This window comes from Streptomyces sp. PL-25 (assembly GCF_058344915.1).
Map to the genome: position 1 here is coordinate 6145578 of NZ_CP136997.1, position 26912 is coordinate 6172489.

Here is a 26912-nt window from a genome sequence, read left to right on the forward strand (position 1 = left end):
GACCGAAGGGTACCGGGAGCATGGCCAAGCAGAACGTCGCAGAGCAGTTCGTCGACATCCTCGTCCGTGCCGGTGTCAAACGCCTGTACGGCGTCGTCGGGGACAGCCTCAACCCGGTCGTCGACGCGGTCCGGCGCAACTCCGCCATCGACTGGATCCACGTACGCCACGAGGAGACCGCCGCGTTCGCGGCCGGTGCCGAGGCACAGATCACCGGGAAGCTGACGGCCTGTGCCGGCTCCTGCGGCCCCGGCAACCTGCACCTCATCAACGGTCTGTACGACGCCCACCGCTCCATGGCCCCGGTGCTCGCCCTCGCCTCGCACATCCCGTCCAGCGAGATCGGCCTCGGCTACTTCCAGGAGACGCATCCCGACCGGCTGTTCCAGGAATGCAGCCACTACAGCGAGCTGATCTCCAGCGCCAAGCAGATGCCCCGGCTGCTGGACACCGCCATCCAGCACGCGGTGGGCCGCAGCGGGGTCAGCGTCGTCACGCTGCCCGGCGACATCGCGGCCGAGCCGGCGCCCGACAAGGCCGCCGAGACCGCCATCGTGACCTCGCGGCCCACCGTCCGGCCCGGCGACGCGGAGATCGACCGGCTGGTCCGGATGATCGACGCGGCCGGCAAGGTCACCCTGTTCTGCGGCAGCGGCACGGCGGGCGCGCACGCCGAGGTGATGGAGTTCGCCGGGAAGGTCAAGTCACCGGTGGGGCACGCGCTGCGCGGCAAGGAGTGGATCCAGTACGACAATCCGTACGACGTCGGGATGAGCGGGCTGCTCGGCTACGGCGCCGCCTACGAGGCCACCCACGAGTGCGACCTGCTGATCCTGCTCGGCACGGACTTCCCGTACAACGCGTTCCTGCCCGACGACGTGCAGATCGCACAGGTCGACGTGCGGCCCGAGGTGCTGGGCCGGCGGTCCAAGCTCGACCTGGCCGTGTGGGGCGATGTGAGGGAGACGCTGCGCTGTCTGATCCCCCGGGTGCGGGAGAAGACGAACCGGCGGTTCCTGGACCGGATGCTCAAGAAGCACACGGACGCGCTGGAGGGGGTCGTCAAGGCGTACACGCGCAAGGTCGACAAGCACGTCCCGATCCATCCCGAGTACGTGGCCGCCGTACTGGACGACCTCGCCGCCGACGACGCCGTGTTCACCATCGACACCGGCATGTGCAACGTGTGGGGCGCCCGCTATCTCTCGCCCAACGGGCGCCGCCGGATCATCGGTTCCTTCTCGCACGGGTCCATGGCGAACGCGCTGCCGATGGCGATCGGCGCCCAGTTCACCGACCGGAACCGGCAGGTGGTCTCGCTGTCCGGGGACGGCGGCTTCGCCATGCTGATGGGGGACTTCCTGACCCTGGTCCAGTACGACCTGCCGGTGAAGGTGGTGCTGTTCAACAACTCCTCGCTCGGCATGGTGGAGCTGGAGATGCTGGTCGCGGGCCTGCCCTCGTACGGCACCACCAACAAGAACCCGGACTTCGCCGCCGTCGCCCGTGCCTGCGGCGCGCACGGTGTCCGGGTGGAGAAACCCAAGGAGCTGGCGGGCGCCCTGAAGGACGCGTTCAAACACAAGGGTCCCGCGCTGGTGGACGTCGTCACCGACCCCAACGCCCTGTCCATCCCGCCGAAGATCAGCGCCGAGATGGTGTCCGGCTTCGCCCTGTCGGCGTCCAAGATCGTGCTCGACGGCGGGGTGGGGCGGATGCTCCAGATGGCCCGGTCGAACCTGCGCAACGTGCCGCGGCCCTGAGGGCGCCCCCGTGGAGAGCGTCGTACTCCGGCCAAGTTCCGGCCGCGGCGCGTCCGCCCGGCTGTCGTACACCTGAGCGACCATGAGTGTCCGTACAGGCCCGTACAGACCCGTACGGGCCCATGCGTGGCCGGAATCGGCCGGGTGCGGGCGGCGGCGGCCCGGCCCGGGAACCGCGGGCCGGGCGGCCGGGCATCCCGGGCGCGTCCGGTGGGGCACCGGCCCTGCCCGGGGCCCACGGCAGGGCGGTCCGCGACGCCCCCGTGGGGCGCTGCCGGGAGTGCCCGGACATGGCCGAACACACGGTCGTTGACGATTCGACATGACTGCCCCGGACCTCACGGGGCATGGATCCCCGTGAACGTGTTCGAGCTGGAGGGGAACCGACATCGGCACGCGGGCGGGGGAGATGACGAGTCAGGCACGAGGGGGCGGGCCCATGACGGCGGGGGCCTCCCCGGTGAGGACGGCGGGGGACGAGAAATTCGGAGAGGCGGACCGTGAGGCGGACCGGGCGGCGGCGTCGCAGCTGAGACGCCGGCTGGGCCGCGCGGATCTGCGGGCGGTGCCCGAGGCCAGGCGGGCGCTGCGGGAGCTGCTGCACCGCTGGGGGCCGCCGGAGCGGTCGGAGGTCGCCGAGCTGCTCACCAGCGAACTGGTGACCAACGCGCTGGTGCACACCGACGACGACGCGATCCTGACGGCCACCGTCTCCCCGGACGGACTGCGCGTGGAGGTACGGGACTTCGTGGCCAGGGGACCGCGGCCGCGGGTGCCGGTCGCCGCCGAGGACACCAACGGCAGGGGACTGGTGCTGGTCGAGTCCCTCGCGGACGACTGGGGCGTGTGCCCGCACGAGATCGGCAAGTCCGTCTGGTTCGAGCTGGGCGGGCGGGCCGCCTGACCCGGGACGGAAGCCGGGCGCCGGACGACGGACGGCGGGGCGGCGCGGGCCCGGACAACGGGGAGGGGGCCCGGACCTCGCGGTCCGCGCCCCCTTCCCCCACGGTCACTCGGTGACCGTACGACCCTCAGCCGAACTGCTGCTCCAGGTCCTTGAGCTTGCGCTCCAGCGAGTCCAGCCGCGGCAGCGCCTGTGTGTCGTCCTCCGCGGTGAGGTCGACGGTGATGGCGTCACCGCCCTTGCGGACGGGCTGGAGCGAGGGCCTGGCGCGCACCGGAAGCGGTTCCGCCGCTATGGCAGGCTCCGTGGCGGCCTGGGAGGAGCCGCGCTCCAGGGCCTGTGCCTCGCCCTGCCGGCCGCCCCGGCCGGGAAAGCCGCGGTGGCCCCGGCTGATCGCCTTGAGCTGGGCGCGCTCCACCCGGTCGTGCTCGCGCCGCAGCCGCCGGTTCTCCTCCTTCTGCCGGGCGTCCTCGCGGACCTCCTCGACCGCCTCGTCCAGGCTGCGCACGTTCTCCAGGAGCATCAGCGACCAGGCGCGGTAGGTCTCCCGGGGGGCCCGCAGCCAGCGGACGATACGGATCTGCGGCAGCGGCCGCGGGACCAGGCCCTGCTCGCGCAGGGCGGCCCGGCGGGTCTGCTTCAGCGCGCGGTCGAAGAGGACCGCCGCGGACAGCGACATGCCGGCGAAGAACTGGGGCGCGCCCGCGTGGTCGACGCCCCGGGGCGCGTGCACCCAGTTGAACCAGGCGGCGGCAGCGGCGAAGAGCCACACCAGCAGGCGGGAGCCGAGCGCCGCGTCACCGTGGCTGGCCTCGCGCACCGCGAGCACGGAGCAGAACATCGCGGCGCCGTCCAGGCCGAACGGCACCAGGTACTGCCAGCCTTCGGTCAGGCCGAGGTTCTGCTCGCCGAAGCCGACCAGGCCGTGGAAGGAGAGGGCCGCGGCGACCGCCGCGCAGCAGAACAGCAGGACGTAGGAGGCGGTGCCGTAGACCGCCTCCTTGCGCCTGCGGCGCTCCTCGCTGCGCTCCCACGAGTCGTCCGTGCTCGTCTTCCCTTCGGACCGCTTGCCGCGCGCGAGCACCGCCACCGCCGCCAGCACGCCCAGGAGCAGTACGGCGCCCGGAAGCAGCCAGTTCAGCGATATGTCGGTCAGTCTCATCTGGGGTCCCTTGCATGGGGATAGGGCGTAACGCCCGCCATAGTGTCCCAATCCCACCGGCCCTCAGGGGGTTTCGGGGCAAGAGACCGCCAAGGGGGTGCAAGGGGCTGCCCGAGGACGGCGTTCTGCTCGAACTGCCGCATGAGGGGCGGGAGTTGAGTTCGAATAAGACTACCCGTACGGATGGTTCCGCGGAAAGTTCCCGTGCCGGGTGGGGAAATCGTGAATCTCCCGTGACCGCGGTGCCCGCAAGGGTGCCCTGTTCGCGGATGATCTTACGGGACGCACGGCTGTGCTCCGTACCGCCTGACGGGCGGTCAGGAGGCTCAAGCGGCCGCGGCGGCGGTGAGTTTGGGGGCCCTGGTCGTGCCGCAGGTGCGCGGGCAGCCGGCGCAGATCTCCTCGGGGCGCACGGTGTAGAACATGCAGCAGCTGACCCGGTCCCGGGCGGGCGAGGCCGTGTCGCCGGGCCCGGCCGGCTCGCGGAAGGCCGTCGAGCCGACGAAGGGGCGGGTGGTGCCGGGCAGCAGCAGCTCCAGCTCCCGCCGGGCCCGCTCCTGCTCGCCGAGCAGCTGGGCTACGTAGTGCAGGCCCTCGACGACCTCGTCGGTCGCCATGCCCCACATGGCCCGGCCGCGCCGCCGCATGCGCGGTCCGAACCCGGCGAGCAGCGGTTCCAGGTGCTCGGCGACGGCCGCCCGCACCTCGGCCCGCAGGGTGTCCTCGTCGGGCACCACGCGGGCGCCGGGCAGGGCTGCCGCCGGGTCGTCCGGCAGGCAGGCGAAGGAGCCGGGGCGCACGGCCATGCGGCCGGCGGTGCGGTCGTACCAGACGCGCTCCGGGGGCAGATACGGCACGCGGCGGTGCAGGAACCACGGGATCGTGAACAGCAGGCAGGCCGGCCAGGCGTACCGGTGCAGTCCGAAGCTCGCCACCACGTCCGGGCGGGCCGGGGTGCCGTAGTCCCGCAGGACCTGTGCGTCGTCCCAGGCCAGATACGCGTCCAGGGCGTCGCCGCCCGCCGCGAGGGCCGCGGCCGACACCCAGGCGCCCCCGGCGGGGGCCTCGTCCGCCGGGCCGGTCTCCGTCACCGTGAAGGACGGGAGGGCCTCGGTGAGGCGGGCGTAGGCGTCCGCCACGGCCGAAGGGTGCACAGGCATGCGGGACCGCCGATCAGCGTTCGAAGGGCTGCTGGGTGAGAGGTAAGCCTTACCTTACTCAACTTCTCCGGAATGTGAACCCTCGGCCCCTTGCGCCTAAGGTGCCTTGACGGACGAGTGACAACTCGTCGTCCTGAATCGCGTCATATGGCCTCATGCCAGGGCGGAACAGACGAGCGGACCCGGAGGAGGACCGTGGAGCAGGGCATACCGGCCCCCGCCGGGGCGGGAATCTCGCGCACGGTACCGGCGGTGCCGCCGCCACGGGAGGTGCGGCGCGCCTCCGTGCGCGGACAGGTCCTCGACGCGCTGCGCACGGCCCTGGTGACGGGGGAGCTGCGGCCCGGCGAGCTGTACTCGGCGCCCGCGCTCGGCGAACGGCTCGGGGTGTCGGCGACCCCGGTGCGCGAGGCGATGCAGCAGCTCACACTGGAGGGCGCCGTCGAGGTGGTGCCCAACCGCGGCTTCCGCGTGGTGGAGCGCGACGCCCGCGAGGCCGCCGAGCTGGCCGAGGTGCGGGCCCTGGTCGAGGTGCCCGTGCTGCTCCGGCTGGCCGGCACCGTGCCCGCCGGACGCTGGGCCGGGCTGCGCCCGCTGGCCGAGGCCACCGTCCGGGCCGCGTCCTCGGGCAGCCCGGCCGCCTACGCCGAGGCCGACCGCGCCTTCCACGGCGCCGTGCTGGCCCTGTCCGGCAACGAGCAGCTCGTCCGGGTCGCCGGCGACCTGCACCGGCGGGCCCAGTGGCCGCCGCCCGGCGCCCTCGCGCGCGCCGCCCGCGCCGGTCTGGTCGCCGACGCCGCCGAGCACGGCGCCCTCCTGGACGCCCTGATCGCCCGCGACGGCGCCGCGGTGCGCGCCCTGGTGGACGCCCACTTCGCCACCCCCGGCTGACCGGCGCGGACCGGGCGCCCGCGCCCGCCGGACGGTCCCGTGCTCGCCGGGCGGTCCCGTGCTCCCCGGATGGGCCCGTGCTCGCCGGGCGGTCCCGTGCTCCCCGGATGGGCCCGTGCTCGCCGGGCGGTCCCGTGCCCGCCGGATCGGGCCGTGGCCCTGGGGGATCAGGCCGTGGCCGCGCCCGGTGGTGGGGCGAGCTGCCGGGACAGCCAGGTGGGCACGCCGCCCAGCAGGCGGAACAGCCGGCGGGCCTCCTCGCGCAGCCGGGACGCCTCGGGCTCCTCCTCGGTGTCGGCCAGGGAGACCAGGGCGGGGGCGGTGCCGACCAGGTATCCCAGTTCCTCGCGGATCCGCAGGGACTCGGCGAACCCGTGCCGGGCCTCGGCCAACTCGCCCTCGCGCAGGGCGAGTCCGGCCAGATGGCGCCAGGTGAAGGAGAGCAGCAGCGGGTCGGGCCGGGCGGTGGCGCCCGCGTGGGCGCGGCGGTAGGCGGCGCGCGCGGCCTGCGCGGAGCGGGTCAGGTTCTCCGCGATCAGCCCGCGCCGGAAGTCCAGCAGCGCCCGCCCCGCCCCGCCCGGCTCGATCAGCGCGGCGGCCCGGCCGAGCGCCGAGCGCGCCTCGTCGGCCCGGTCCCGTACGCCGTGCAGCGTCGCGGAGTAGGCCAAGTACCCGCGTTCACAAGCGGCGGCGCCGCGCTCCTCGTCGGAGTGGGCCAGCGCCTCCGCGGTGCGCAGCGCGTCCTCGGCCTCCTCCCAGCCCGCCTCGGTGTACAGGCAGCGCTCCACCAGCAGCACGGTGCGCTGGAGCGCTGCGGCGGCGGTGCCCACCGGCAGCAGCGCGGCCGCGTCGGCCCAGCACGCGCGTGAGCGCAGCCGCCATACCGCGGTCTGGAGTGGATCGTCACCAGCGGTCGTTCCGTTACCAGACATGGCGGTATGCGCCACGTTGCCCTCCCCGAGCACGCCTTCGAGCCTTGAGTGGTGGCCGCATCTCAGCATGGATCCGGCGGCCCGGCCAAGGGGGCGGGTGAAGGATTTCACAAAGTCGTGGGACGGTGGCCGGTACGCGCCACCGGCGGCGGCCCGCGCGCCGGCCTCAGCTCATGCGCAGGGCCAGGAAGAAGTCCAGCTTGTCCTCCAGGCGCGACAGGTCACGGCCCGTCAACTGCTCGATCCGCCCGACCCGGTAGCGCAGCGTGTTGACGTGCAGGTGGAGCCGGGTCGCGCAGCGCGTCCAGGAGCCGTCGCAGTCGAGGAACGCCTCCAGGGTCGGGATCAGCTCCGCGCGGTGCCTGCGGTCGTAGTCGCGCAGCGGGTCCAGCAGCCGCGCGGTGAAGGCGCGGCGCACGTCGTCCGGGACGAACGGCAGCAGCAGCACGTGCGAGGCCAGCTCCTGGTGCCCGGCCGCGCAGACCCGGCCGGGGCGTGCCGCCGCGACCCGGCGGGCGTGCCGGGCCTCCTCCAGGGCGCCGCGCAGCCCCTCGGCGGAGTGCACGGCCGCGCTGACGCCGAGGGTGAGCCGCCCGTCGTCGTCCAGACCGGCGGCCAGCGGGTCCCGCACGGAGCGCAGCAGCGCGTCCGCGAGGATCCCGGCTCCCGGGCCTTCCTGCTCGGCGGGGACGGCGGGGAGCGGCACCAGGGCGATGGCCTCGCCGCCGCTGTGCGCGACGGCTATCCGGTCGGACGGCTCGGGGCCGGTGCTGTGCGGGTCGACCAGGATCTCCTCCAGCAGGGACTGGGCGATGGGGCCGCTCTCCTCGCCGCGGCCGTCCCACTCGACGCGGGCCACCACGACCTGCCAGTGCGGGGCCGAGCCGAGGCCGGGCAGCAGCACCGGCGCGGCCACCCGCAGCCGCGCGGCGATCTCGGCGGGCGGCGCGCCGCTCTGCACCAGCTCGAGCACTTCCTGCGCGAGCCGTCGGCGCACCGTGCGCGCCGCGTCCCGCCGGTCCCGCTCGACCGCGATCAGCTGGGTGACGCCCTGGAGCAGGTCGAGCCGCTCCTCGGCCCAGTCGCCGGCGTCCGCCTCGACGGCCAGCAGCCAGTCCGACAGCACCGTCTCGCGCACGTCCCGTCCGGCCTGGGGCGCGCCCGCCGCCGCGGGATGGGGAACAGCGAGTACGTCGTGCCCTCCAGCGTGACCCGGTGCGGTCCGCGCCGTCCGGTGCGGGCGGCCGCCAGCTGCCCGGCGGCCAGCGTCCGGCAGGTCTGCGGGGGCAGCGCGGGCCCGCCGACCTTGGGTCCGGCGATCAGCCGTCCGGCGGGGGAGAGCAGCCAGGCCCGCAGGTCCAGGTCGGAGCCGAGCAGGTCGAGGACCACGTCCGGGCCGCCGCCCGCCGGTCCCGCGGTCATCATCCGGCGGTGCCGGTCCACCACGGCCGCGAGATCGCCCGCGCGCTCGCCGGAGACCTGCCGCACCACGTGCTCGGTGATCGTCGCGAACGCCACCGACTCGTGCACCGCGAACAGCGGCAGCCGGTGCCGGGCGCAGGCCAGCACCAGGTCCTCGGGCACCTCGCCCAGCTCGGCCTCGCCCGCGGCCAGCGCGGCGACCTGGGCCTGCACCAGGGTGCGGACGAACGGCTCGGCGTCGGCGGCGTCCCGGCGCCAGGCCAGGCCCGTCAGCACCAGCTCGCCGCCGGAGAGGTAGCGGCTCGGATCGCGCAGGTCGGTGGTCATCACACCGCGGACGGTGCGGTCCAGCTCCTCCTCGCCGCCGAGCAGTTTCAGGCCCAGCGCGTCGGTGTCCAGCAGTGCGCGCAGCCGCATGTCTCGTCGCCGCCGTTCTCTTGTCTCGAAATCTATGATGGATCTTGTGGGCGAGGGGACCGCCCGATGGCCGGCCGGCGACTCGGCCGCTGGTGGGGCCCCGCCGGGCCGTGACCTCTGTTTCCCGGGGGAAACGAAGATGCGGGTGACGGCCTTCGTTCATACGAATCTACAAGATGCATCCCGCGGCCAGCCAAACCCTTCATGGTTTCGGTGACTGACCCCGCCGGAGTACTCGGTTGTGTACTGACTCCACTCCACGTGAACAGCACATGAACGAGCCTGGCCCGCCGCACACGGATTGGCTCAATCTGTACGACCTTCCGAGACGAAGAAGAGAGCCGGTCATGGACTTCCTTCGCCCCGCCAGCTGGGAGGAGGCGCTCGCCGCGAAGGCCGAGCACCCCACCGCTGTACCGATCGCGGGCGGCACCGACGTGATGGTCGAGATCAACTTCGACCACCGCCGGCCCGAGTACCTCCTCGACCTCAACCGCATCGGAGACCTCTACGAGTGGGAGGTCGGCGAGGACAGCGTGCGGCTGGGGGCCTCGGTGCCCTACACCAGCATCATGGACAGTCTCCGTGCCGAGCTGCCCGGCCTGGCGCTCGCCTCGCACACGGTGGCCTCCCCGCAGATCCGCAACCGCGGCGGCGTCGGCGGCAACCTCGGCACGGCCTCTCCCGCCGGTGACGCCCACCCCGCCCTGCTCGCCGCGGGCGCCGAGGTCGAGGCCGAGTCGGTGCGCGGCACCCGCCGCATCCCGATCGACGAGTTCTACACCGGCGTCAAGCGCAACGCCCTCGCGCCGGACGAGCTGATCCGCGCGGTGCACATCAAGAAGGCGGACGGCCCGCAGCAGTACTCCAAGGTCGGCACCCGCAACGCCATGGTCATCGCGGTCTGCGCCTTCGGTATCGCCCTGCACCCCGGGACCCGCACCGTCCGCACCGGCATCGGCTCGGCCGCCCCCACCCCGGTGCGGGCCGCCGCCGCCGAGGAGTTCCTGGCCGCGGCCCTGGAGGAGGGCGGCTTCTGGGACAACGGGAAGATCATCACTCCGTCGGTGGCCAAGCAGTTCGCCGAGCTGTGCGCCGCCGCCTGCAACCCGATCGACGACGTCCGGGGCACCGCGAGCTACCGCCGCCACGCGGTCGGCGTGATGGCCCGCCGGACACTCACCTGGACCTGGGAGTCGTACCGCGGCACCCGCCGCGCCACCGAGGGAGCTGCGTGATGCGCGTCAACTTCACCGTCAACGGACGCCCGCAGGAGGCCGACGACGTCTGGGAGGGCGAGTCGCTGCTCTACGTGCTGCGCGAGCGCCTGGGCCTGCCCGGCTCCAAGAACGCCTGCGAACAGGGCGAGTGCGGCTCGTGCACGGTGCGCCTGGACGGCGTGCCGGTGTGCTCCTGCCTGGTCGCGGCCGGACAGGCGCAGGGCCGCGAGGTCGTGACCGTCGAGGGCCTGGCGGACTTCGCCCGGCAGCGCGCCGAGGGCGCCGGCTGCGCGAGCGGCGCCTGCGGCACCTCGCTGGACGAGGCCAAGGGCTGGCGCGCCCAGGGCACCGACTCGCAGACCGGCGAGGGCACCGAACTGTCCCCGGTGCAGCAGGCGTTCATCGACGCGGGCGCCGTCCAGTGCGGCTTCTGCACGCCCGGCCTGCTGGTCGCCGCCGACGAGATGCTCGAACGCAACGCCAACCCGACCGACGCGGACATCCGCGAGGCGCTGTCGGGCAACCTGTGCCGCTGCACGGGCTACGAGAAGATCATGGACGCGGTGCGCCTGGCGGCCGCCCGCCAGTCCGAGGGGGTCTGACATGACCACGGCCAACGGTGCTCCCACCAAACTCACCCAGGGCTACCGCACCAAGGGCGGTGTCGGCGAGTCCACGCTCCGGCCCGACGGCATCCTCAAGGTCACCGGCGAGTTCGCGTACTCGTCCGACATGTGGCACGAGGACATGCTCTGGGGCCAGATCCTGCGCTCCACCGTCGCGCACGCCGAGATCGTCTCCATCGACGTCTCCGAGGCGCTCGCCCTGTCCGGCGTGTACGCCGTGCTGACCTACGACGACCTGCCCGCCGAGACGAAGCACTACGGCCTGGAGATCCAGGACACCCCGGTGCTCGCCCACGGCAAGGTGCGCCACCACGGCGAACCGGTCGCCATCGTGGCCGCCGACCACCCCGAGACCGCGCGCCGCGCCGCCGCCAAGATCAAGGTGGAGTACAAGGAGCTGCCCGTCATCACCGACGAGGCATCCGCGACCGCCCCGGACGCCGTCCTCGTCCACGAGACGCGCGTCGACCTCCCCCAAGGACCTCCGGCAGGCTCCGGTCCAGGGGGTGCCCCCGTCATCGGCCACGTCCCGCACCCCAACATCGTGCACCGCCAGCCGATCGTGCGCGGCAATGCCGACGAGGCCGCGAAGAAGGCCGACTTCATCGTCGAGGGCGACTACTACTTCGGCATGCAGGACCAGGCGTTCCTCGGCCCGGAGTCCGGCCTCGCCGTGCCCGAGGAGGACGGCGGCGTCCACCTCTACGTCGCCACCCAGTGGCTCCACTCCGACCTGCGCCAGATCGCGCCCGTCCTCGGCCTGCCCGAGGACAAGGTCCGCATGACCCTGGCCGGCGTCGGCGGCGCCTTCGGCGGGCGCGAGGACCTGTCGATGCAGATCCACGCCTGTCTGCTGGCGCTGCGCACCGGCAAGCCCGTCAAGATCGTCTACAACCGGTTCGAGTCCTTCTTCGGGCACGTCCACCGCCACCCGGCCCGGCTGCACTACGAGCACGGCGCCACCAAGGACGGCAAGCTCACCCACATGAAGTGCCGGATCGTGCTGGACGGCGGCGCCTACGCCTCCGCCTCCCCGGCGGTCGTCGGCAACGCCTCCTCGCTGTCGGCGGGACCGTACGTCATCGACGACGTGGACATCGAGGCCATCGCCCTCTACACCAACAACCCGCCCTGCGGCGCCATGCGCGGCTTCGGCGCGGTCCAGGCGTGCTTCGCCTACGAGGCGCAGATGGACAAGCTCGCCGACAAGGTGGGCATGGACCGGGTGGAGTTCCGCCGGCTCAACGCCATGGAGCAGGGGACGATCATGCCGACCGGGCAGCCGGTCGACTCCCCGGCCCCGGTCGCCGAACTGCTGCGCCGTGTCAAGGCGATGCCGCTGCCGCCCGAGCGGCAGTGGGAGTCCAGCGAGGGCGCCGACGTGCGCCAGCTGCCCGGCGGACTGTCCAACACCACGCACGGCGAGGGCGTCGTCCGCGGTGTCGGCTACGCGGTCGGCATCAAGAACGTCGGCTTCTCCGAGGGCTTCGACGACTACTCCACCGCCAAGGTGCGCATGGAGGTGGTGGGCGGCGAGGCCGTCGCCACCGTGCACACGGCCATGGCGGAGGTCGGCCAGGGCGGCGTCACCGTGCACGCCCAGATCGCCCGCACCGAGCTGGGCGTCACCCAGGTGACCATCCACCCGGCCGACACCCAGGTCGGTTCGGCGGGTTCCACCTCGGCCTCCCGGCAGACGTACGTCACCGGCGGCGCCGTCAAGAACTCCTGCGAGCTGGTGCGCGAACGGGTCCTGGAGATCGGCCGGCGCAAGTTCGGCTCCTACCACCCCGCCTGGGCCACCGCCGAACTCCTGCTGGAGGGCGGCAAGGTGGTGACCGACGGCGGCGAGGTCCTCGCCGACCTGGCCGACGTCCTGGAGGACGAGGCCGTGGAGATCGAGGCGGAGTGGCGCCACCGGCCCACCGAGGCGTTCGACCTGCGCACCGGCCAGGGCAACGGCCATGTGCAGTACTCCTTCGCCGCGCACCGCGCCGTCGTCGAGGTCGACACCGAACTCGGCCTGGTCAAGGTCGTCGAACTGGCCTGCGCGCAGGACGTCGGCAAGGCGCTCAACCCGCTCTCCGTCATCGGGCAGATCCAGGGCGGCACCACCCAGGGCCTGGGCATCGCCATCATGGAGGAGATCATCGTCGACCCCAAGACGGCGAAGGTCCGCAATCCCTCCTTCACGGACTACCTGCTCCCCACCATCCTCGACACCCCGACCATCCCGGTCGACGTGCTCGAACTCGCCGACGAGCACGCCCCGTACGGGCTGCGCGGCATCGGCGAGGCTCCCACCCTGTCGTCCACCCCGGCCGTCCTCGCGGCGATCCGGAACGCGACCGGTCTCGAACTCCCCCGCACCCCCGTCCGGCCCGAGCACCTGACCGGCCGGGCGTAGGACTCCGGAACGGAGCGGCCGGGCCCACGGGTTCCGGCCGGCCCGGACCGGAGAACCGGCAGACCCTCCGGGCGGCGCACCGGAACGTCACACTTCCGCGCCGCCCGGAGCACTCCCCCCGCACCCCCTTCGAGTTCCGCTCCGCTCGCGGCCCTTGAAGTACCAGCACCAGTTCGTCTCGGGCCGTCCCCCGGGCCGTCCATTCCCAAATCCCGTGCCCAGGAAGGGCTTTCACGGGTGCACCTATGAACCTTGGGAGTTGGCCCCATGACCCAGCAGTCTGTGGAGCCGAGGACCGCCGCCGAAGACGCGGGCGCGGGCAGCCGCGTCCCGGCGGGACGGTCCTGGCTCGACCGGTACTTCCACATCACCCGGCGGGGTTCCACGATCGCGCGTGAAGTGCGCGGCGGCGTCACCACCTTCATGGCGATGGCGTACATCCTGCTGCTCAACCCCGTCATCCTCTCCGGCAAGGACGTCGCCGGGGACACCCTGGGCCAGAAGGCCCTGATCACCGCGACGGCGCTCGGCGCGGCGTTCACCACGCTGCTCATGGGCTTCGTCGGCAAGGTGCCGCTCGCCCTGGCCGCCGGACTCTCGGTGTCCGGGGTGATCTCCACCCAGGTGGCGCCGAACATGACCTGGCCGCAGGCCATGGGCATGTGCGTGGCCTACGGCGTGGTCATCATGCTGCTGGTCGTCACCGGCCTGCGCGAGATGATCATGAACGCGATCCCGCTGCCGCTCAAGCACGGCATCACCATGGGCATCGGCCTGTTCATCGCCTTCATCGGACTGGTGAAGGCCGGATTCGTCGGCCGCAACCCGTCGCCCGGCGGCGGCCCCGTCGTCCTCGGACCCGGCGGTGAGCTGTCCGGCTGGCCGGTGCTGCTCTTCGCCGCCACCCTGCTGCTGATCTTCGCGCTCCAGGCCCGCAACATCCCCGGCGCCATCCTCATCGGCATCGTGGGCGGCACCGCCGTGGCGGCGGTCCTGAACGCGACCGGCGCCATCGACGCCAAGCAGTGGGTGAACGGCGCCCCCGAACTCCACGGCAGCCCCGTGTCCATGCCCGACTTCTCGCTCTTCGGGCACGTGTCCTTCAGCGGCTGGGGCGACGTCGGCGTCATGACGGTCACCGTGATCGTCTTCACGCTGGTCCTGGCCGGCTTCTTCGACGCGATGGCCACCATCATCGGCGTCGGCACCGAGGCGAACCTCGCCGACGACAAGGGCCGGATGCCCGGCCTGTCCAAGGCGCTGTTCATCGACGGCGCCGGCGGCGTGGTCGGCGGTGTCGCGGGCGGCTCGGGACAGTCCGTCTTCGTCGAGTCCGCCACCGGCGTGGGGGAGGGCGCCCGCACGGGCTTCTCCTCCGTGATCACCGGCCTCTTCTTCGCGGCCTGCCTCTTCTTCACCCCGATCACCGCGATCGTCCCCTCCGAGGTCGCCTCCGCCGCCCTCGTCGTCATCGGCGCGATGATGATGATGAACGCCCGGCACGTCGACTGGGGCGACCGCGCCACCGCGATCCCGGTCTTCCTGACCGTGGTCATCATGCCGTTCACGTACTCCATCACGCCCGGCGTCGCCGCCGGTGTGGTCTCGTACACGGTCATCAAGGTCGCCCAGGGCAAGACCCGGGAGATCGGGGCCTTCATGTGGGTCCTGACGGCGGTCTTCCTCGTGTACTTCGCCCTCAACCCGATCGAGGGCTGGCTCGGCGTCCACTGACCGAGCCCCGCGCCCTCCACCCGACCGCTGTAAGGAGAACGACAGATGCTGGACATCGCCGAGGAGCTGGACCGGTGGGTCGAGCAGGGCCGTGACTTCGCCGTCGCCACCGTGGTGGCCGTCGGCGGCAGCGCCCCGCGCCAGCCCGGCGCCGCCCTCGCGGTGGACGCCGACGGCACCGCGATCGGCTCGGTCTCCGGCGGCTGTGTGGAGGGCGCGGTCTACGAGCTGTGCCGACAGGCCCTCCAGGACGGCGAGAGCGTCCTGGAGCGGTTCGGCTACAGCGACGAGGACGCCTTCGCCGTCGGCCTGACCTGCGGCGGAGTCATCGACATCCTGGTCACACCGGTACGGGCCGGCGACCCGGTCCGTCCGGTGCTCGCCGCCGCGCTGACCGCCGCCGCCCGGGGCCGGGCGGCGGCCCTGGCCCGGATCGTGTCCGGACCGGCCGAACTGACGGGCCGCGCCCTGCTGGTGCACCCGGACGGCACCCACGAGGGCGGCTTCGGCGGCCACCCCGAACTGGACCGCACGGCCGCCGCCGAGACGGCCGCCCTGCTCGACGCCGGCCGCACCGGCACCGTGGAGATCGGCGAACGGGGATCGCGCTGCGGCTCCCCGCTCACCCTCCTCGTCGAGTCCTCCGTACCGCCGCCCCGCATGATCGTCTTCGGCGCCATCGACTTCGCCTCCGCGCTGGTACGGATCGGCCGCTTCCTCGGCTACCGCGTCACCGTCTGCGACGCCCGCCCCGTCTTCGCCACCCGCGCCCGCTTCCCGGAGGCCGACGAGATCGTCGTCGAGTGGCCCCACCGCTACCTGGCGGACACCCAGGTCGACGGCCGTACCGTGCTGTGCGTCCTCACCCACGACGCCAAGTTCGACGTACCCCTGCTGGAACTCGCCCTGCGGCTGCCGGTCGCCTACGTCGGCGCCATGGGCTCCCGGCGCACCCACCTGGACCGCAACGCGCGCCTGCGCGAGGTCGGCGTGAGCGAACTGGAACTCGCCCGCCTCAGGTCCCCCATCGGCCTCGACCTGGGCGCCCGCACCCCCGAGGAGACCGCGCTGTCCATCGCCGCCGAGATCGTGGCCGCCCGCCGCGGCGGCAGCGGCGTCTCCCTGACCGGCGCGCACACCCCCATCCACCACGACCCGGCGACCCGGCCGGCGGCCCGCATCGGCTCGGTCGCCTAGGCGGGGCAGGCGGGGTGGCCCCGCCGGGCCGGGGGACGCACGCGTCCCCCGGCGGGAACGGTTGGACGGTCAGATGCAGCCCGCCGCAGCGGAGTTCGCATCGCGGTGCGCGCTTGCGGCGTTCCCGGACCTGAGCCATGACACCGGTGCGCGACCGCGCTCCGGTCAGGAGGAACCGCCGCGCCGCCATGTCGGGCGGAAGCAGAGGATCTCCGCGGTGGCCGCGCCGCTGGTGACGAAGGGGTCCGCGGCGACGGCGGCCTCGACCACCTCGCGCGGGCCCTCGGCCAGGACCACCCCGCCCCGGCGCGGCTCCAGCGGCCCGGCGACCTGGGCCAGGCCCTGTGCGAACACCCCCTCGGGGTGGGTGTAGTGAGCCTCCTTGAGGGAGTCGACGGTCTCCAGCGGGGCCTGGTATCGGAACACGATGACGTACATGGCTCCACTCAAGGGCACGCGGACCGCCCCGCACCAGGACCGGTCAGCCGGGTAGCCATAGGCTGGCGCCTATGGATGAGCCGGAGGAGATCCCCGAACTGGAGCTGCGCCCGCTGCGGTACTTCGCCGCCGTCGCCGAGGCGGGCACCGTCACGGAGGCCGCGCGGCGGCTGCGGATCGCCCAGCCCAGCCTGAGCCAGCAGATCAAGCAGCTCGAACGGCGCGTGGGCGCACCGCTGTTCCGGCGGCTGCCCCGGGGCATGGAGCTCACCGAGGCGGGCCGGCTGCTGCTGGCCGGGGTCCGCCGGGCGCTGGACGCGCTGGGCTCCTCGGTCGCCGCGGCCCGCGCCGTCCCGGTGACCGCGGCGCTCGGCGTCTGCCGGGGCGTACCGGGGGAGGTGCTGCGCCGCGCCGAGCGGATCCTGACCGGTGCCCGGCCACTGCGGCTGGTCCACGAACAGGCCGACTCCGCCCGCCAGGGCGAACTGCTGCGCACCGGAGCCCTGGCCTACGGCATCCTGCGCGCACCGGTGGACGACACGGCGGGCCTCGATCTGCGCACCCTCGCCGACGAGCCCCTCGGCGTGCTGCTGGGCCACCGCCATCCGCTGGCCGGACACACCGAGCTGACCTGGGACGATCTGGCGGGGCAGCGGCTGCTGTGGTTCCCCGGGCGGCGGGCCCCCGGCTACGCCTCGGCCGTCCGCGAGCGGCTCGCGCGGCACGGCTGGCACCCCGGCCTCCTCGTCGAGGACACCGGCAGCCACGGTCTGTTCCGGCACGCGCTGCTCGGCCACGACGACCTGGTCGCGCTGCGCACCCGCGCCGGTGCCGCCACCGACACCGACCTCCTCTGGCGCCCCGTCGGCCCCGAACCGCCCCGCGAGCGGCTGCTCCTGGCGACCGCCGCCCGCGGACCGTGGGCGCCGCTGCCGGAGCGGGAAGAGGCGGTGGACGGGCGGCCGTAGCGCCCCGGACGGCAGGCGCGTTCAGGGGCGGCGCAGCAGCCCGTCCACCGCCCGGCCGAACACAGCCCGCGCCGCGCGGTCCAGCAGCGGATCGAAGAGGGCGGGCAGGAACCGCACCCGCAGCTCCTCCCGCCAGCGCACCCGCGTACGGCCGCCGGAGTCCTGCCGCACCTCGATCTCCGCCCGGCCGAGGATCACCCGGCCCCGCTTCTCCAGCCGGCACAGGCCCGGCTCACCACCGGCGGGCGGGCGCCAGAGGGTGACCTCCATGGGGTCGTCGAAGCCCAGCGGGCCGAGGCCGGTCCGGGCCACGAAGCGGGTGCCCTCGCCGGTGGGCGCCGGGGTGAGCACGGTGACGCGGGTCAGCGGGACCGCGCCGCCGTGCCGCGGCCACTCGGTGAGCCGCCGCCAGGTCTCGTCCGGGGCCAGCGACGGCGTGCGTTCCAGGCAGAAGGTGACCACGGCACGATCGTAGACAGCCGCGGCCCCGCGGCCACCCGACCGCGGCCGGGCCACCCGGGGCGGCCGTATGCTGCGCCCATGCTGACACTGGAGCGGCTGCGCCCCGACCACGCCGACGCGCTCCTCGCCTTCGAGCGGGAGAACCGGCGCTGGTTCACCCGGACGATCTCGGACCGCGGGGACGCGTACTTCGCCGGGTTCGCCGGTGTGCACCGGGCCCGGCTCGCCGAACAGGACGCCGGTGTCTGCCACTTCCATCTGGTCCTGGACACCGAGGGCACGATCCTCGGCCGGGTGAACCTCGTCGACGTCGCCGACGGCCGTGCCGAACTGGGCTACCGCGTCGGCGAGCGGGCCGCCGGACGGGGTGTCGCGACGGCGGCCGTACGGGAGGTGTGCCGGCTGGCCGCCACCGCGTACGGGCTGCGGGAACTGACCGCGGTCACCACGCTGGACAACCCGGCGTCCAGGACCGTGCTCGCCCGCAACGGCTTCGCCGAGACGGGCGAGGTGAGCATCACCGGCCGGCCGGGGCTGCGGTTCCTGCGCGTGCTCGACGCCCGCGACGCGCCCTGGCCCGATCCGGACGACAGGCCCTAAGGGCGGTACACCTTGCCCGGCACCGGCTTGCCCGGGGCCAGGAGCTGGGGCACGGTGACGAACACGTACCCGCGCTCCTTCAGCGCGTCGATGATGCCGGGGACGGCGGGCACCGTGCCCTTGTAGATGTCGTGCAGCAGGATGATCCCGTCACGGGAGGACTGGTCGAGGACCCTCTTCTTGATCAGCTCGGAGTCGGTCGTCGTGTAGTCCTTCGCGGTCACGCTCCACAGGACCTCCGACATGCCCATCTCCTTGGAGATCCGCTGCACGGTGTCGTTGGTCCGGCCCTGCGGCGGGCGCATCAGGGTGGGCTTGTGCCCGATGAGGCGTTCGATCGCGTCGTTGGGCCGCTTCAGCTCGTCGCGTATCTTCGCCTCGGATATCTCGGTGAGGATCTCGTGGTCCCAGGTGTGGCTGGCCACCTCGTGGCCCTCGGCCGCCATCCGCTTGACCAGTTCCGGGTACGTGTCGATGTGCCGCGCCCCGAGCAGGAAGAAGGTGGCGGGCACCTTCTTCTCCTTCAGGATGTCGAGCAGCCGCGCGGAGTTCTCGCTCGGACCGGCGTCGAAGGTCAGCGCGATGCACTTGGCCTGGCGGCAGTCCACCGAGCCGAAGCGGCCCGGCGCGCCGTCCGCCGCCTGGGTCCTGGCCGTGCTCGGACTGGTCGCGTCCACTGTGGTGCAGCCGCTCAGCGCGAGCGTCAGGCCGGCCGCGGCGACGAGTGCGGCGATCACGCGGGACCTCGTCCCCGTTTTCCCGGTTCTCCCGTTCGTGCAGGTCTTCTTGGTCAAGGAAGGCATGCCGGGGACTCTACAGAGACGCTATAGACGCAGTGTATAGCGGGGTCGAATAGCTGAACGTCGTACATGTGATCTGCCGGAAACGTGGTGATGTGTGCCGTTCCGTCACCGGGTTACTCAAGCCGACACATGACGCCGGCGCATGGGCGGCGGCGAGAAGTGAGAGGCGAGAGGGAGGAGAGCCCTGTGAGCGGACGCATCTGGCGCCGGGCCCTGGTGACCGGCGGGGCCGGTTTCGTCGGATCCCATCTGTGCGCGCGGCTGCTCGACGCCGGCACCGGCGTCGTCTGCCTGGACAACCTGGCCACCGGCAGCCTCGCCAACGTGGCCGAGCTGGAACGGCGCCCCGGCTTCCGCTTCGTGCGCGCCGACGCCACCGACCCCGGCGCCCTGCGCGCGCTGCCCGGCACCTTCGACCTGGTCCTGCACTTCGCCTGCCCGGCCTCGCCCGCCGACTATCTGCGGCTGCCCCTGGAGACCCTGGACGTCGGCAGCACCGGCACCCGCAACGTCCTGGAACGCGCCCGCGCCGACGGCGCCCGCTTCCTGCTCGCCTCCACCTCCGAGGTCTACGGCGACCCGCTGGAGCACCCGCAGCGCGAGACCTACTGGGGCAACGTCAACCCGGTCGGCCCGCGCAGCGTCTACGACGAGTCCAAGCGCTTCGCCGAGGCGCTGGTCACCGCGGACCGCCAGGTCCACGGCACCGACGCCGCCATCGTGCGCATCTTCAACACCTACGGCCCCCGGATGCGCACCGGCGACGGCCGCGCCGTGCCCACCTTCATCGCCCAGGCCCTGGACGGCGCCCCCCTCACCGTGGCGGGCGACGGCGGCCAGACCCGGTCGCTGTGCTACGTCGACGACACCGTCCGCGGCGTCCTCGCCCTGGCCGCGGCCGACGAGACCGGCCCGGTCAACATCGGCGGCGCCGACGAGATCACCGTGCTGGAGCTGGCCCGCCGGGTCGTGGAGCTGACCGGCTCCGCCTCCCGCATCAGGTTCGTCGACCGGCCCGTGGACGACCCCGGCCGCCGCCGCCCCGACACCCGGCTCGCCCGGGAACGGCTCGGCTGGCAGCCCCGCGTGCCCTGGGCCGAGGGCCTGGAACGCACCATCGGCTGGTTCGCGCAGTCGGTCGCGGCCTGAAGCCGCCCCCGGCGGCCCGCTCACGCAGCGTGAGCGGAGCCGTACGGTGCCGAGTCGTCTTCAGGTGTTTGAGACAGCTGAGGCGCGGCACTCAGAAGCCCGGAATGTCCAAGAAGTTCCAGTAGGTCCGACCGGCCCCGCAGGACCCCGCCGCAACGGGACGGAGCCCACCCCCATGCGCATCCTTGGAATCAACGCCCTGTTCCACGACCCCGCCGCCGCCCTCGTCGTCGACGGCGAGACGGTCGCGGCCGGCGAGGAGGAGCGCTTCAGCCGCCGCAAGCACGGCAAGCGCCCGGTGCCGTTCTCCGCCTGGGAACTGCCGGAACTCTCCGCCCGCTGGTGCCTGGAGCACGCGGGACTGCGCCCCGCCGAGCTGGACGCCGTCACCTACTCCTACGACCCGGCCCTGGCCCGCCCCGCCGCCGAACTCGGTCTCTTCGACCCGTGGGACCCGCTGCGCCAGGAGTACGCCCGCCGCGCCCCCGAGTTCCTCGCCGAGGCCCTGCCCGGCCTGGACCCGGCCAAGGTCGTCTTCGTACCGCACCACATCGCGCACGCCGCCTCAGCCGGGCCCGCCTCCCCGCACCCCGACAGCGCCGTCCTCGTCCTGGACGGCCGCGGCGAGGCCGCCTCCCACCTGGCGGGCCGCTTCCACGACGGCAAGCTCGACACCCTCGCCGCCCAGGCGCTGCCCCACTCCCTCGGCCTGCTCTACGAGGAGCTGACCGCCCACCTCGGCTTCCTGCGCAGCAGCGACGAGTACAAGGTCATGGCGCTCGCCTCCTACGGCAGGCCCCGCTTCCTGCCCCGGCTGCGCACCCACGTCCACGCCACCGGCGACGGCGGCTTCCGCGCCCACGGCGTCGACTGGGCGGACCTCGCCCCGCCGCGCGGCAAGGACGAACCCTGGACCCAGGACCACGCCGACCTCGCCGCCAGCTGCCAGGCCGCCCTGGAGGAGGTCCTGCTGGAACTCGTCCACTGGCTGCACCGCGAGGCCGGCGGCGACGCCCTCGCCCTGGCAGGCGGCGTCGCCCTCAACTGCGTCGCCAACTCGAAGATCGCCGCGCGGGGCCCGTACCGGCACGTGTGGGCGCAGCCCGCCGCCGGTGACGCCGGCACCGCGCTCGGCGGCGCCCTCTACCTGGCCGCGAGCGAGGGCGCCGTCCCCGCGCCCATGCCCGGCGCCGCCCTCGGCCGCGGCTGGAGCGACGAGGAACTGCGCCACCGGCTGGAGGAGGCCGGTGTGCCCTACGAACGGCCCGACGACATCGCCGAGACGGTCGCGGAGGAACTGGCCCGCGACGGCGTCGTCGCCTGGTTCCAGGGCCGCAGCGAGTACGGGCCGCGCGCCCTCGGCCACCGCTCCCTGCTCGCCCACCCCGGCCGGTCCGACAACCTGGAGCGGCTCAACCGGGTCAAGGGCCGCGAGGAGTTCCGCCCGGTCGCCCCCATGGTGCTGGCCGACCGCGCCCACGAGCTGTTCGAGGGGCCGCTGCCCAGCCCGTACATGCTCTTCGTGCACGACGTCCACCGCGACTGGCGCGACCGGATCCCCGCCGTGGTGCACGTCGACGGCACCGCCCGCATCCAGACCGTCGACGAGCGCGACGAACCCCTCGTCGCCCGGATGCTGCGCGGCTTCGAACGGCGCACCGGGCTGCCCGTCGTCGTCAACACCAGCCTCAACACCGCGGGCCGCCCCATGGTCGACGACCCGCGCGACGCCCTGGAGTGCTTCGGCTCCGCCCCCGTCGACCTGCTGGCGCTCGGCCCGTACGCGGTGCGCAGGGCGAGGGCGTACGCATGAACGGCACCCTCACGCACCCCGCCTACGCCGTGGTGGTCCCCACGCTCGCCCGGGACACCCTCGCCGACTGCCTGGCCGCGCTCGCCGCCGCGCACGGGCCCCGGCCCGACGAGATCGTCCTCGTCGACGACCGCGGCGAGCCCGAACCGGGCGCGCTGGAGCACGCGTTGGCCGTGCTGGGCGACCTGCGCCCGCGCACCACCGTGCTCACCAGCGGCGGACGCGGACCCGCCGCCGCCCGCAACACCGGGCTGCGCGCCGTCACCGCGCCCTGGGTCGCCTTCCTCGACGACGACGTCCAGGTCGGCCCGCACTGGTGCGACCAGCTCAGCGAGGACCTGGCCGAGGCGGACGAGGACACCGCCGCCGTCCAGGGCGTCATCGCGGTGCCGCTGCCCGGCGAGCGGCGCCCCACCGACTGGGAGCGCGGCACCGCCGGACTGGCCGGGGCCCGCTGGATCACCGCCGACATGGCGTACCGCACCGACGCGCTGGCGCAGGTCGGCGGGTTCGACGAACGCTTCCGGCGCGCCTTCCGCGAGGACGCCGACCTCGCGCTGCGCGTCCTCGACGCCGGGTGGCGCATCCGGCAGGGCCGCCGCACCACCCGCCACCCCGTACGCCCCGCCGACCGCTGGGTGTCCCTGCGTGCCCAGCGCGGCAACGCCGACGACGCGCTGATGCTGCGGCTGCACGGCCCCGGCTGGTGGCAGCGGGCGGTGGCCCCGCGCGGGCGCATCCGCGCCCACCTCGCCGTGACCGCCGCGGGCGTCGCCGCCTGCGCGCTCGCCGCGGCCGGGCGGCCCCGGCCCGCCGCGCTCGCCGCGCTCGGCTGGGCGGCCGGCACCGCCGAGTTCGCCCGCTCCCGGATCCTGCCCGGTCCGCGCACCCGCGACGAGGTCACCACCATGGCCGTCACCAGCGTCCTCATCCCGCCCGCCGCCACCTGGCACTGGCTCAGCGGACGCTGGCGCCACCGCGCCGCCCCCGCCTGGCGGGAGGTGGCCCCGTGAACCCGGTCCGCGCCGTCCTGTTCGACCGCGACGGCACCCTCGTCGAGGACGTCCCCTACAACGGCGACCCCGACCGGGTCCGGCCCGTCGAGGGCGCGCGCGAGGCCGTGCGGCTGCTGCGCGCGCACGGTGTCGCCACCGGCGTCGTCACCAACCAGTCGGGCGTGGCCCGCGGCCTGATCTCGGTCGCCGACGTCCGCCGCGTCCACGCGCGCGTCGACGCGCTGCTCGGCCCCTTCGACGTGTGGGCCGTCTGCCCGCACGGCCCCGGCGACGGCTGCCGCTGCCGCAAGCCGCAGCCGGGCCTGATCCTGTGGGCGGCGGGGCGGCTGTGCGTGCCGCCCGCCGACACCGTCGTCATCGGCGACATCGGCTCCGACATGGAGGCGGCCCGTCGCGCCGGGGCCCGCGGCATCCTCGTCCCCACCCCGGTCACCCGCCCCCAGGAGACCGCCGTCGCCCCCCGCACGGCCCCGGACCTGCTGACGGCGGTCCGCACGGCCCTGACCGACCCCTGGACCGGCACCGGCACCGGCACCGGCGGCGCCGCACCCCGCGCCGCCGCGGCGCCCGCCGTCCCGGCCGCCGCCGGACGGACCGGCACGAGCGGATCCGGCGGCCGGACCGGCGCGGGCGCGCCCGGCGGACGGAGGCGGCGATGAAGGCACTCGTCAGCCGCCTCGACAGCTTCGGCGACGTACTGCTCGCCGGGCCCGCCGTGCGGGCCGTCGCGGCGCGCGCCGAGCGGGTCACCCTGCTGTGCGGGCCGCGCGGGGAACCGGCCGCGCGGATGCTGCCCGGCATCGACGACATCCTGGTCTGGGACGCGCCCTGGGCCGGGTTCGAGCCACCGCCCGTCGACCGGCCGGAGATCGAGAAGCTGCTCGACGCCGTCGACGCCGACACCGCGCTCGTCCTCACCTCCTTCCACCAGTCCCCGCTGCCCACCGCACTGCTGCTACGGCTGGCCGGGGTCGGGTTCATCGCCGCGGACAGCGTGGACCACCCCGGCTCCCTGCTGGACGTACGCCACCAGCGCGCCCCGCACGCCCACGAGGCCGAGGCCGCCCTCGACCTCGCCGAGGCCGCCGGGTTCCCGCGCGCCGACGACGGACGGCTGCGCGTGCTGCCCCCGCCGGACACGGCGCACCTCACCGGAGAAGAGCCGTACGTCGTCCTGCACCCGGGGGCGAGCGTGCCCGCCCGTGCCTGGAGCACCCGGCGCTGCGCCCAGGCCGTACGCGAACTGGCCGCGGCCGGGCACCGGGTGGTCGTCACCGGGGGAGCGGGCGAGCGGGAGCTGACCGCCGAGGCCGCGGGCACGCACGGCCTGGACCTGGGCGGCCGGACCCAGGCGCCCGAACTCGCCGGGGGTCCTCGCGGGCGCCCGCGCCGTCGTCACCGGCAACACCGGCCCCGCCCACCTCGCCGCCGCCGTCGGCACCCCCGTCGTCTCCCTGTTCGCGCCGGTCGTGCCCGCCGAGCGCTGGCGCCCCTACGGCGTCCCGTACGTCCTGCTCGGCGACCAGAGCGCCCCGTGCGCCGACAGCCGCGCCCGCACCTGCCCGGTGCCCGGACACCCCTGCCTGGAATCGGTGACCGCCACCGACGTGCTCGCCGCCGTGGAGAAGGTGATGCAGCCGTGAGGATCCTCATCTGGCACGTGCACGGTTCCTGGACCACCGCGTTCGTCCAGGGCCCGCACACCTACGTCGTGCCCGTCACCCCCGGCCGCGGACCCGACGGCCTCGGCCGCGCCCGCACCTTCGACTGGCCGGACTCGGTGCTCGAACTCCCCCCGGAACAGCTCCCGGACGCCGGCATCGACCTCGTGGTGCTGCAACGCCCGCACGAGTACGAGCTGGTACGGCGGTGGCTCGGCCGCACCCCGCCCATGGTGTACCTGGAGCACAACGCCCCCCACGGGAACGTGCCCGACACCCGGCACCCCGTCGCCGACCTGCCCCCGGGCATCCCGCTCGTCCACGTCACCCACTTCAACCGGCTGATGTGGGACGCCGGAGCGGCCGACACCGCCGTCGTCGAGCACGGCATCGTCGACCCCGGCCCGCTGTGGACCGGCGAGGTGCCGCACGCGGCCGTCGTCGTCAACGAGCCGGTCCGGCGCGGCCGCACCACCGGCACCGACCTGCTGCCCGCGTTCGCGCGGGCCGCCCCGCTGGACGTCTTCGGCATGGGCACCGACACGATCGCCGCCCACCTGGGCCTGCCGCCCGGCCGGTGCCGCGGCCACGAACTCGTCCAGCGCGAGCTGCACCGGGAGATGGCCCGGCGCCGCCTCTACCTCCACCCGGTCCGCTGGACCTCCCTCGGCCTGTCCCTGCTGGAGGCGATGCACCTGGGTATGCCCGTGGTCGCCCTCGCCACCACCGAGGTCACCGAGGCGGTCCCGCCCGGCGCCGGAGTGGTGTCCAACCGGATCGACGTACTGACCGACGCCGTACGGGACTTCGTCGCCGACCCGCTGTACGCCCGTACGGCCGGGGAGGCGGCACGCGCCGCCGCGCTCGCCCGCTACGGACTGACCCGCTTCCTGGACGACTGGGAGCGGCTGCTGAAGGAGGTCACCCGATGAGGATCGCCATGGTGTCCGAGCACGCCAGCCCGCTGGCCGCGCTCGGCGGGGTCGACGCCGGTGGCCAGAACGTGTACGTCGCCCGGCTCACCGAGGAGTTGGCGCGCCGCGGCCACGACGTCACCGTCTACACCCGGCGCGACGACCCGCACCTGCCCGAGCGGGTACCGCTGCCCGGCGGCGCCGTCGTCGAGCACATAGCGGCCGGACCGCCCGAAGTCCTGCCCAAGGACGACCTGTTCGCGCACATGCCGTCCTTCGGCGCCCAACTGGCCCGCGCCTGGCGCAAGGGCCGGCCCGACGTGGTGCACGCGCACTTCTGGATGTCCGGCATGGCGTCCCTGCTCGGCGCGGGCCCGCACGGCGTCCCCGTCGTCCAGACCTTCCACGCCCTCGGCACCGTCAAGCGCCGCCACCAGGGCAGCGAGGACACCAGCCCGCCCGAACGCATCGGTGTGGAACGGCAGATCGGCCGCACCTGCGACCGTGTCCTGGCCACCTGCTCCGACGAGGTGCACGAACTCGCGGGCCTGGGCGTCTCCCCGAGCCGGGTCTCCGTCGTCCCCTGCGGCGTCGACTCCGCCCACTTCCACCCCGACGCGGACACCGCGACCGCGCCCGAGCGCAGCCACCGGCACCGGCTGCTGTCCTGCGGCCGGCTGGTCCGCCGCAAGGGCTACGACCAGGCGATCCGCGCCCTCACCAGGATCCCCGGCGCCGAACTGCTCATCGCCGGGGGCCCGCCCCGCGCGGGTGTCGGCACCGACCCCGAGGCCCGGCGGCTGCTCGACCTCGCCCGGCGCGAGGGCGTCGGCGACCGGGTGCGGCTGCTCGGCGCCGTCGACCCGGCCCTGATGCCCGCCCTGATGCGCAGCGCCGACCTGGTGCTGTGCACCCCGACCTACGAGCCGTTCGGGATCGTGCCGCTGGAGGCGATGGCGTGCGCCGTTCCCGTCGTCGCCCACGACGTCGGCGGCCACCGCGACTCGGTCGCCGACCGGCGCACCGGCCGCCTCGTCCCCGAGGGCGACACCCCGGCGCTCGCCGCCGCCGTACGCGACCTGCTCGGCAGCGACCGCACCCGCCGCCGCTACGGGACGGCCGGCCGCGAACGCGTGCTGACCCTGTTCACCTGGGGGCGCGTCGCCGACGGCGCCGAACAGGTCTACCGGCAGGTCACCGCGGGCCGCGCGGTCAGGTCGGAGGTGGCCTGACACGGCACCGTCCGCCGGGCC

The 26912-nt window shown here is 74.2% G+C and carries 22 protein-coding genes and 2 pseudogenes; 17 read left to right on the top strand and 7 right to left on the bottom strand.

Translation table 11 applies throughout. From position 1 onward, the window contains the following. Window positions 1-20: 20 nt before the first annotated feature. Together R4Z62_RS27400 and R4Z62_RS27405 are read left to right on the top strand one after the other, a co-directional pair. Window positions 21-1763 (top strand): pyruvate dehydrogenase, encoded by a 1743-nt coding sequence (locus tag R4Z62_RS27400; RefSeq protein WP_064535913.1) that lies wholly within the window; start codon window positions 21-23, stop codon window positions 1761-1763. A gap of 439 nt (window positions 1764-2202) precedes the next feature. Further along, window positions 2203-2667, top strand: coding sequence for an ATP-binding protein (locus R4Z62_RS27405; protein WP_389598866.1), 465 nt, complete (start codon window positions 2203-2205; stop codon window positions 2665-2667). Between the two features lie 127 nt (window positions 2668-2794). Here R4Z62_RS27405 and R4Z62_RS27410 read toward each other — a convergent pair whose 3' ends face one another. Then, entirely contained in the window at window positions 2795-3829 is a 1035-nt protein-coding gene (locus R4Z62_RS27410) for a DUF2637 domain-containing protein (protein ID WP_064535914.1), read from the bottom strand. A 326-nt stretch (window positions 3830-4155) separates the two neighbouring features. Next, window positions 4156-4989 (bottom strand): (2Fe-2S)-binding protein, encoded by an 834-nt coding sequence (locus R4Z62_RS27415; protein ID WP_491521183.1) that lies wholly within the window; start codon window positions 4987-4989, stop codon window positions 4156-4158. A gap of 147 nt (window positions 4990-5136) precedes the next feature. Here R4Z62_RS27415 and R4Z62_RS27420 point away from each other — a divergent pair, with 147 nt between their 5' ends. Further along, window positions 5137-5880 carry a GntR family transcriptional regulator gene (locus tag R4Z62_RS27420; RefSeq protein ID WP_491521184.1) on the top strand — a complete coding sequence of 248 codons (744 nt, stop codon included), beginning with the start codon at window positions 5137-5139 and terminating at the stop codon, window positions 5878-5880. A gap of 167 nt (window positions 5881-6047) precedes the next feature. Here the strand turns inward: R4Z62_RS27420 and R4Z62_RS27425 are convergent, their stop codons facing one another. After that, window positions 6048-6812, bottom strand: coding sequence for a hypothetical protein (locus R4Z62_RS27425; protein ID WP_037874612.1), 765 nt, complete (start codon window positions 6810-6812; stop codon window positions 6048-6050). Between the two features lie 166 nt (window positions 6813-6978). Beyond that, window positions 6979-8651 (bottom strand): annotated as a pseudogene (locus tag R4Z62_RS27430) (PucR family transcriptional regulator). A gap of 347 nt (window positions 8652-8998) precedes the next feature. Here R4Z62_RS27430 and R4Z62_RS27435 point away from each other — a divergent pair. From R4Z62_RS27435 to R4Z62_RS27455, 5 genes are all read left to right on the top strand, one after another. Further along, window positions 8999-9889 carry an FAD binding domain-containing protein gene (locus tag R4Z62_RS27435; protein WP_355481095.1) on the top strand — a complete coding sequence of 297 codons (891 nt, stop codon included), beginning with the start codon at window positions 8999-9001 and terminating at the stop codon, window positions 9887-9889. Then, window positions 9889-10473: a (2Fe-2S)-binding protein gene (locus R4Z62_RS27440; protein ID WP_491521185.1), complete on the top strand. Its 585-nt coding sequence runs from the start codon at window positions 9889-9891 to the stop codon at window positions 10471-10473. The genes R4Z62_RS27435 and R4Z62_RS27440 overlap by 1 nt, the downstream gene beginning before the upstream one ends. A gap of 1 nt (window position 10474) precedes the next feature. Beyond that, window positions 10475-12904, top strand: coding sequence for a xanthine dehydrogenase family protein molybdopterin-binding subunit (locus R4Z62_RS27445; RefSeq protein WP_491521186.1), 2430 nt, complete (start codon window positions 10475-10477; stop codon window positions 12902-12904). 267 nt (window positions 12905-13171) lie between these two features. Further along, window positions 13172-14638, top strand: coding sequence for an NCS2 family permease (locus R4Z62_RS27450; RefSeq protein WP_491521187.1), 1467 nt, complete (start codon window positions 13172-13174; stop codon window positions 14636-14638). Between the two features lie 45 nt (window positions 14639-14683). Further along, entirely contained in the window at window positions 14684-15835 is a 1152-nt protein-coding gene (locus R4Z62_RS27455; protein WP_355481090.1) for an XdhC family protein, read from the top strand. A 165-nt stretch (window positions 15836-16000) separates the two neighbouring features. Here R4Z62_RS27455 and R4Z62_RS27460 read toward each other — a convergent pair whose 3' ends face one another. Beyond that, a complete protein-coding gene (locus R4Z62_RS27460; protein ID WP_491521188.1) occupies window positions 16001-16273 on the bottom strand; it encodes a YciI family protein in 273 nt (90 codons plus the stop codon). Between the two features lie 71 nt (window positions 16274-16344). Between R4Z62_RS27460 and R4Z62_RS27465 the strand changes: the two genes are divergently transcribed. Then, the gene (locus tag R4Z62_RS27465; protein ID WP_491521189.1) at window positions 16345-17241 is read left to right on the top strand and encodes a LysR family transcriptional regulator; all 897 of its coding nucleotides are present in this window, start codon (window positions 16345-16347) and stop codon (window positions 17239-17241) included. Window positions 17242-17262: 21 nt separating this feature from the next. Here R4Z62_RS27465 and R4Z62_RS27470 read toward each other — a convergent pair whose 3' ends face one another. After that, window positions 17263-17703, bottom strand: a complete 441-nt coding sequence (locus R4Z62_RS27470) for an SRPBCC family protein (RefSeq protein ID WP_491521190.1) — start codon at window positions 17701-17703, stop codon at window positions 17263-17265. Window positions 17704-17781: 78 nt separating this feature from the next. Here R4Z62_RS27470 and R4Z62_RS27475 point away from each other — a divergent pair, with 78 nt between their 5' ends. Further along, window positions 17782-18303, top strand: coding sequence for a GNAT family N-acetyltransferase (locus R4Z62_RS27475; RefSeq protein WP_491521191.1), 522 nt, complete (start codon window positions 17782-17784; stop codon window positions 18301-18303). Here the strand turns inward: R4Z62_RS27475 and R4Z62_RS27480 are convergent. Next, a complete protein-coding gene (locus R4Z62_RS27480; RefSeq protein ID WP_491521192.1) occupies window positions 18300-19106 on the bottom strand; it encodes a polysaccharide deacetylase family protein in 807 nt (268 codons plus the stop codon). The two genes, R4Z62_RS27475 and R4Z62_RS27480, sit on opposite strands and share 4 nt — an antisense overlap. 129 nt (window positions 19107-19235) lie before the next feature. Between R4Z62_RS27480 and R4Z62_RS27485 the strand changes: the two genes are divergently transcribed. The 7 genes and pseudogenes from R4Z62_RS27485 to R4Z62_RS27515 all read left to right on the top strand — a co-directional run bounded on the left by R4Z62_RS27485 (window position 19236) and on the right by R4Z62_RS27515 (window position 26891). After that, window positions 19236-20255, top strand: a complete 1020-nt coding sequence (locus R4Z62_RS27485) for an NAD-dependent epimerase/dehydratase family protein (RefSeq protein WP_491521193.1) — start codon at window positions 19236-19238, stop codon at window positions 20253-20255. Between the two features lie 175 nt (window positions 20256-20430). Further along, window positions 20431-22068: a carbamoyltransferase family protein gene (locus R4Z62_RS27490; protein WP_355485052.1), complete on the top strand. Its 1638-nt coding sequence runs from the start codon at window positions 20431-20433 to the stop codon at window positions 22066-22068. Further along, window positions 22065-23081 (top strand): glycosyltransferase family 2 protein, encoded by a 1017-nt coding sequence (locus R4Z62_RS27495; protein ID WP_355485054.1) that lies wholly within the window; start codon window positions 22065-22067, stop codon window positions 23079-23081. The genes R4Z62_RS27490 and R4Z62_RS27495 overlap by 4 nt, the downstream gene beginning before the upstream one ends. Next, the gene (locus R4Z62_RS27500) at window positions 23078-23743 is read left to right on the top strand and encodes a D-glycero-alpha-D-manno-heptose-1,7-bisphosphate 7-phosphatase (RefSeq protein ID WP_491521194.1); all 666 of its coding nucleotides are present in this window, start codon (window positions 23078-23080) and stop codon (window positions 23741-23743) included. Before R4Z62_RS27495 ends, R4Z62_RS27500 begins: the two co-directional genes overlap by 4 nt. Further along, window positions 23740-24727, top strand: a pseudogene (locus tag R4Z62_RS27505) (glycosyltransferase family 9 protein). The gene R4Z62_RS27500 and the pseudogene R4Z62_RS27505 overlap by 4 nt, the downstream one beginning before the upstream one ends. Then, on the top strand, window positions 24724-25677 hold the full coding sequence (locus tag R4Z62_RS27510) for a glycosyltransferase (protein ID WP_064535931.1): 954 nt from the start codon (window positions 24724-24726) through the stop codon (window positions 25675-25677). The pseudogene R4Z62_RS27505 and the gene R4Z62_RS27510 overlap by 4 nt, the downstream one beginning before the upstream one ends. Continuing rightward, window positions 25674-26891 (top strand): glycosyltransferase, encoded by a 1218-nt coding sequence (locus R4Z62_RS27515; RefSeq protein WP_491521195.1) that lies wholly within the window; start codon window positions 25674-25676, stop codon window positions 26889-26891. The genes R4Z62_RS27510 and R4Z62_RS27515 overlap by 4 nt, the downstream gene beginning before the upstream one ends. Window positions 26892-26912: the final 21 nt, after the last annotated feature.

Excerpts from the sequence above, each read along its gene's own strand:
- R4Z62_RS27400 (WP_064535913.1), top strand. The coding sequence starts at position 21 with ATGGCCAAGCAGAACGTCGCAGAGCAGTTCGTCGACATCCTCGTCCGT.
- R4Z62_RS27405 (WP_389598866.1), top strand. The coding sequence starts at position 2,203 with ATGACGGCGGGGGCCTCCCCGGTGAGGACGGCGGGGGACGAGAAATTC.
- R4Z62_RS27410 (WP_064535914.1), bottom strand. The coding sequence starts at position 3,829 with ATGAGACTGACCGACATATCGCTGAACTGGCTGCTTCCGGGCGCCGTA.
- R4Z62_RS27415 (WP_491521183.1), bottom strand. The coding sequence starts at position 4,989 with ATGCCTGTGCACCCTTCGGCCGTGGCGGACGCCTACGCCCGCCTCACC.
- R4Z62_RS27420 (WP_491521184.1), top strand. The coding sequence starts at position 5,137 with ATGGCCTCATGCCAGGGCGGAACAGACGAGCGGACCCGGAGGAGGACC.
- R4Z62_RS27425 (WP_037874612.1), bottom strand. The coding sequence starts at position 6,812 with ATGTCTGGTAACGGAACGACCGCTGGTGACGATCCACTCCAGACCGCG.
- R4Z62_RS27435 (WP_355481095.1), top strand. The coding sequence starts at position 8,999 with ATGGACTTCCTTCGCCCCGCCAGCTGGGAGGAGGCGCTCGCCGCGAAG.
- R4Z62_RS27440 (WP_491521185.1), top strand. The coding sequence starts at position 9,889 with ATGCGCGTCAACTTCACCGTCAACGGACGCCCGCAGGAGGCCGACGAC.
- R4Z62_RS27445 (WP_491521186.1), top strand. The coding sequence starts at position 10,475 with ATGACCACGGCCAACGGTGCTCCCACCAAACTCACCCAGGGCTACCGC.
- R4Z62_RS27450 (WP_491521187.1), top strand. The coding sequence starts at position 13,172 with ATGACCCAGCAGTCTGTGGAGCCGAGGACCGCCGCCGAAGACGCGGGC.
- R4Z62_RS27455 (WP_355481090.1), top strand. The coding sequence starts at position 14,684 with ATGCTGGACATCGCCGAGGAGCTGGACCGGTGGGTCGAGCAGGGCCGT.
- R4Z62_RS27460 (WP_491521188.1), bottom strand. The coding sequence starts at position 16,273 with ATGTACGTCATCGTGTTCCGATACCAGGCCCCGCTGGAGACCGTCGAC.
- R4Z62_RS27465 (WP_491521189.1), top strand. The coding sequence starts at position 16,345 with ATGGATGAGCCGGAGGAGATCCCCGAACTGGAGCTGCGCCCGCTGCGG.
- R4Z62_RS27475 (WP_491521191.1), top strand. The coding sequence starts at position 17,782 with ATGCTGACACTGGAGCGGCTGCGCCCCGACCACGCCGACGCGCTCCTC.
- R4Z62_RS27480 (WP_491521192.1), bottom strand. The coding sequence starts at position 19,106 with ATGCCTTCCTTGACCAAGAAGACCTGCACGAACGGGAGAACCGGGAAA.
- R4Z62_RS27485 (WP_491521193.1), top strand. The coding sequence starts at position 19,236 with ATGACGCCGGCGCATGGGCGGCGGCGAGAAGTGAGAGGCGAGAGGGAG.
- R4Z62_RS27490 (WP_355485052.1), top strand. The coding sequence starts at position 20,431 with ATGCGCATCCTTGGAATCAACGCCCTGTTCCACGACCCCGCCGCCGCC.
- R4Z62_RS27495 (WP_355485054.1), top strand. The coding sequence starts at position 22,065 with ATGAACGGCACCCTCACGCACCCCGCCTACGCCGTGGTGGTCCCCACG.
- R4Z62_RS27515 (WP_491521195.1), top strand. The coding sequence starts at position 25,674 with ATGAGGATCGCCATGGTGTCCGAGCACGCCAGCCCGCTGGCCGCGCTC.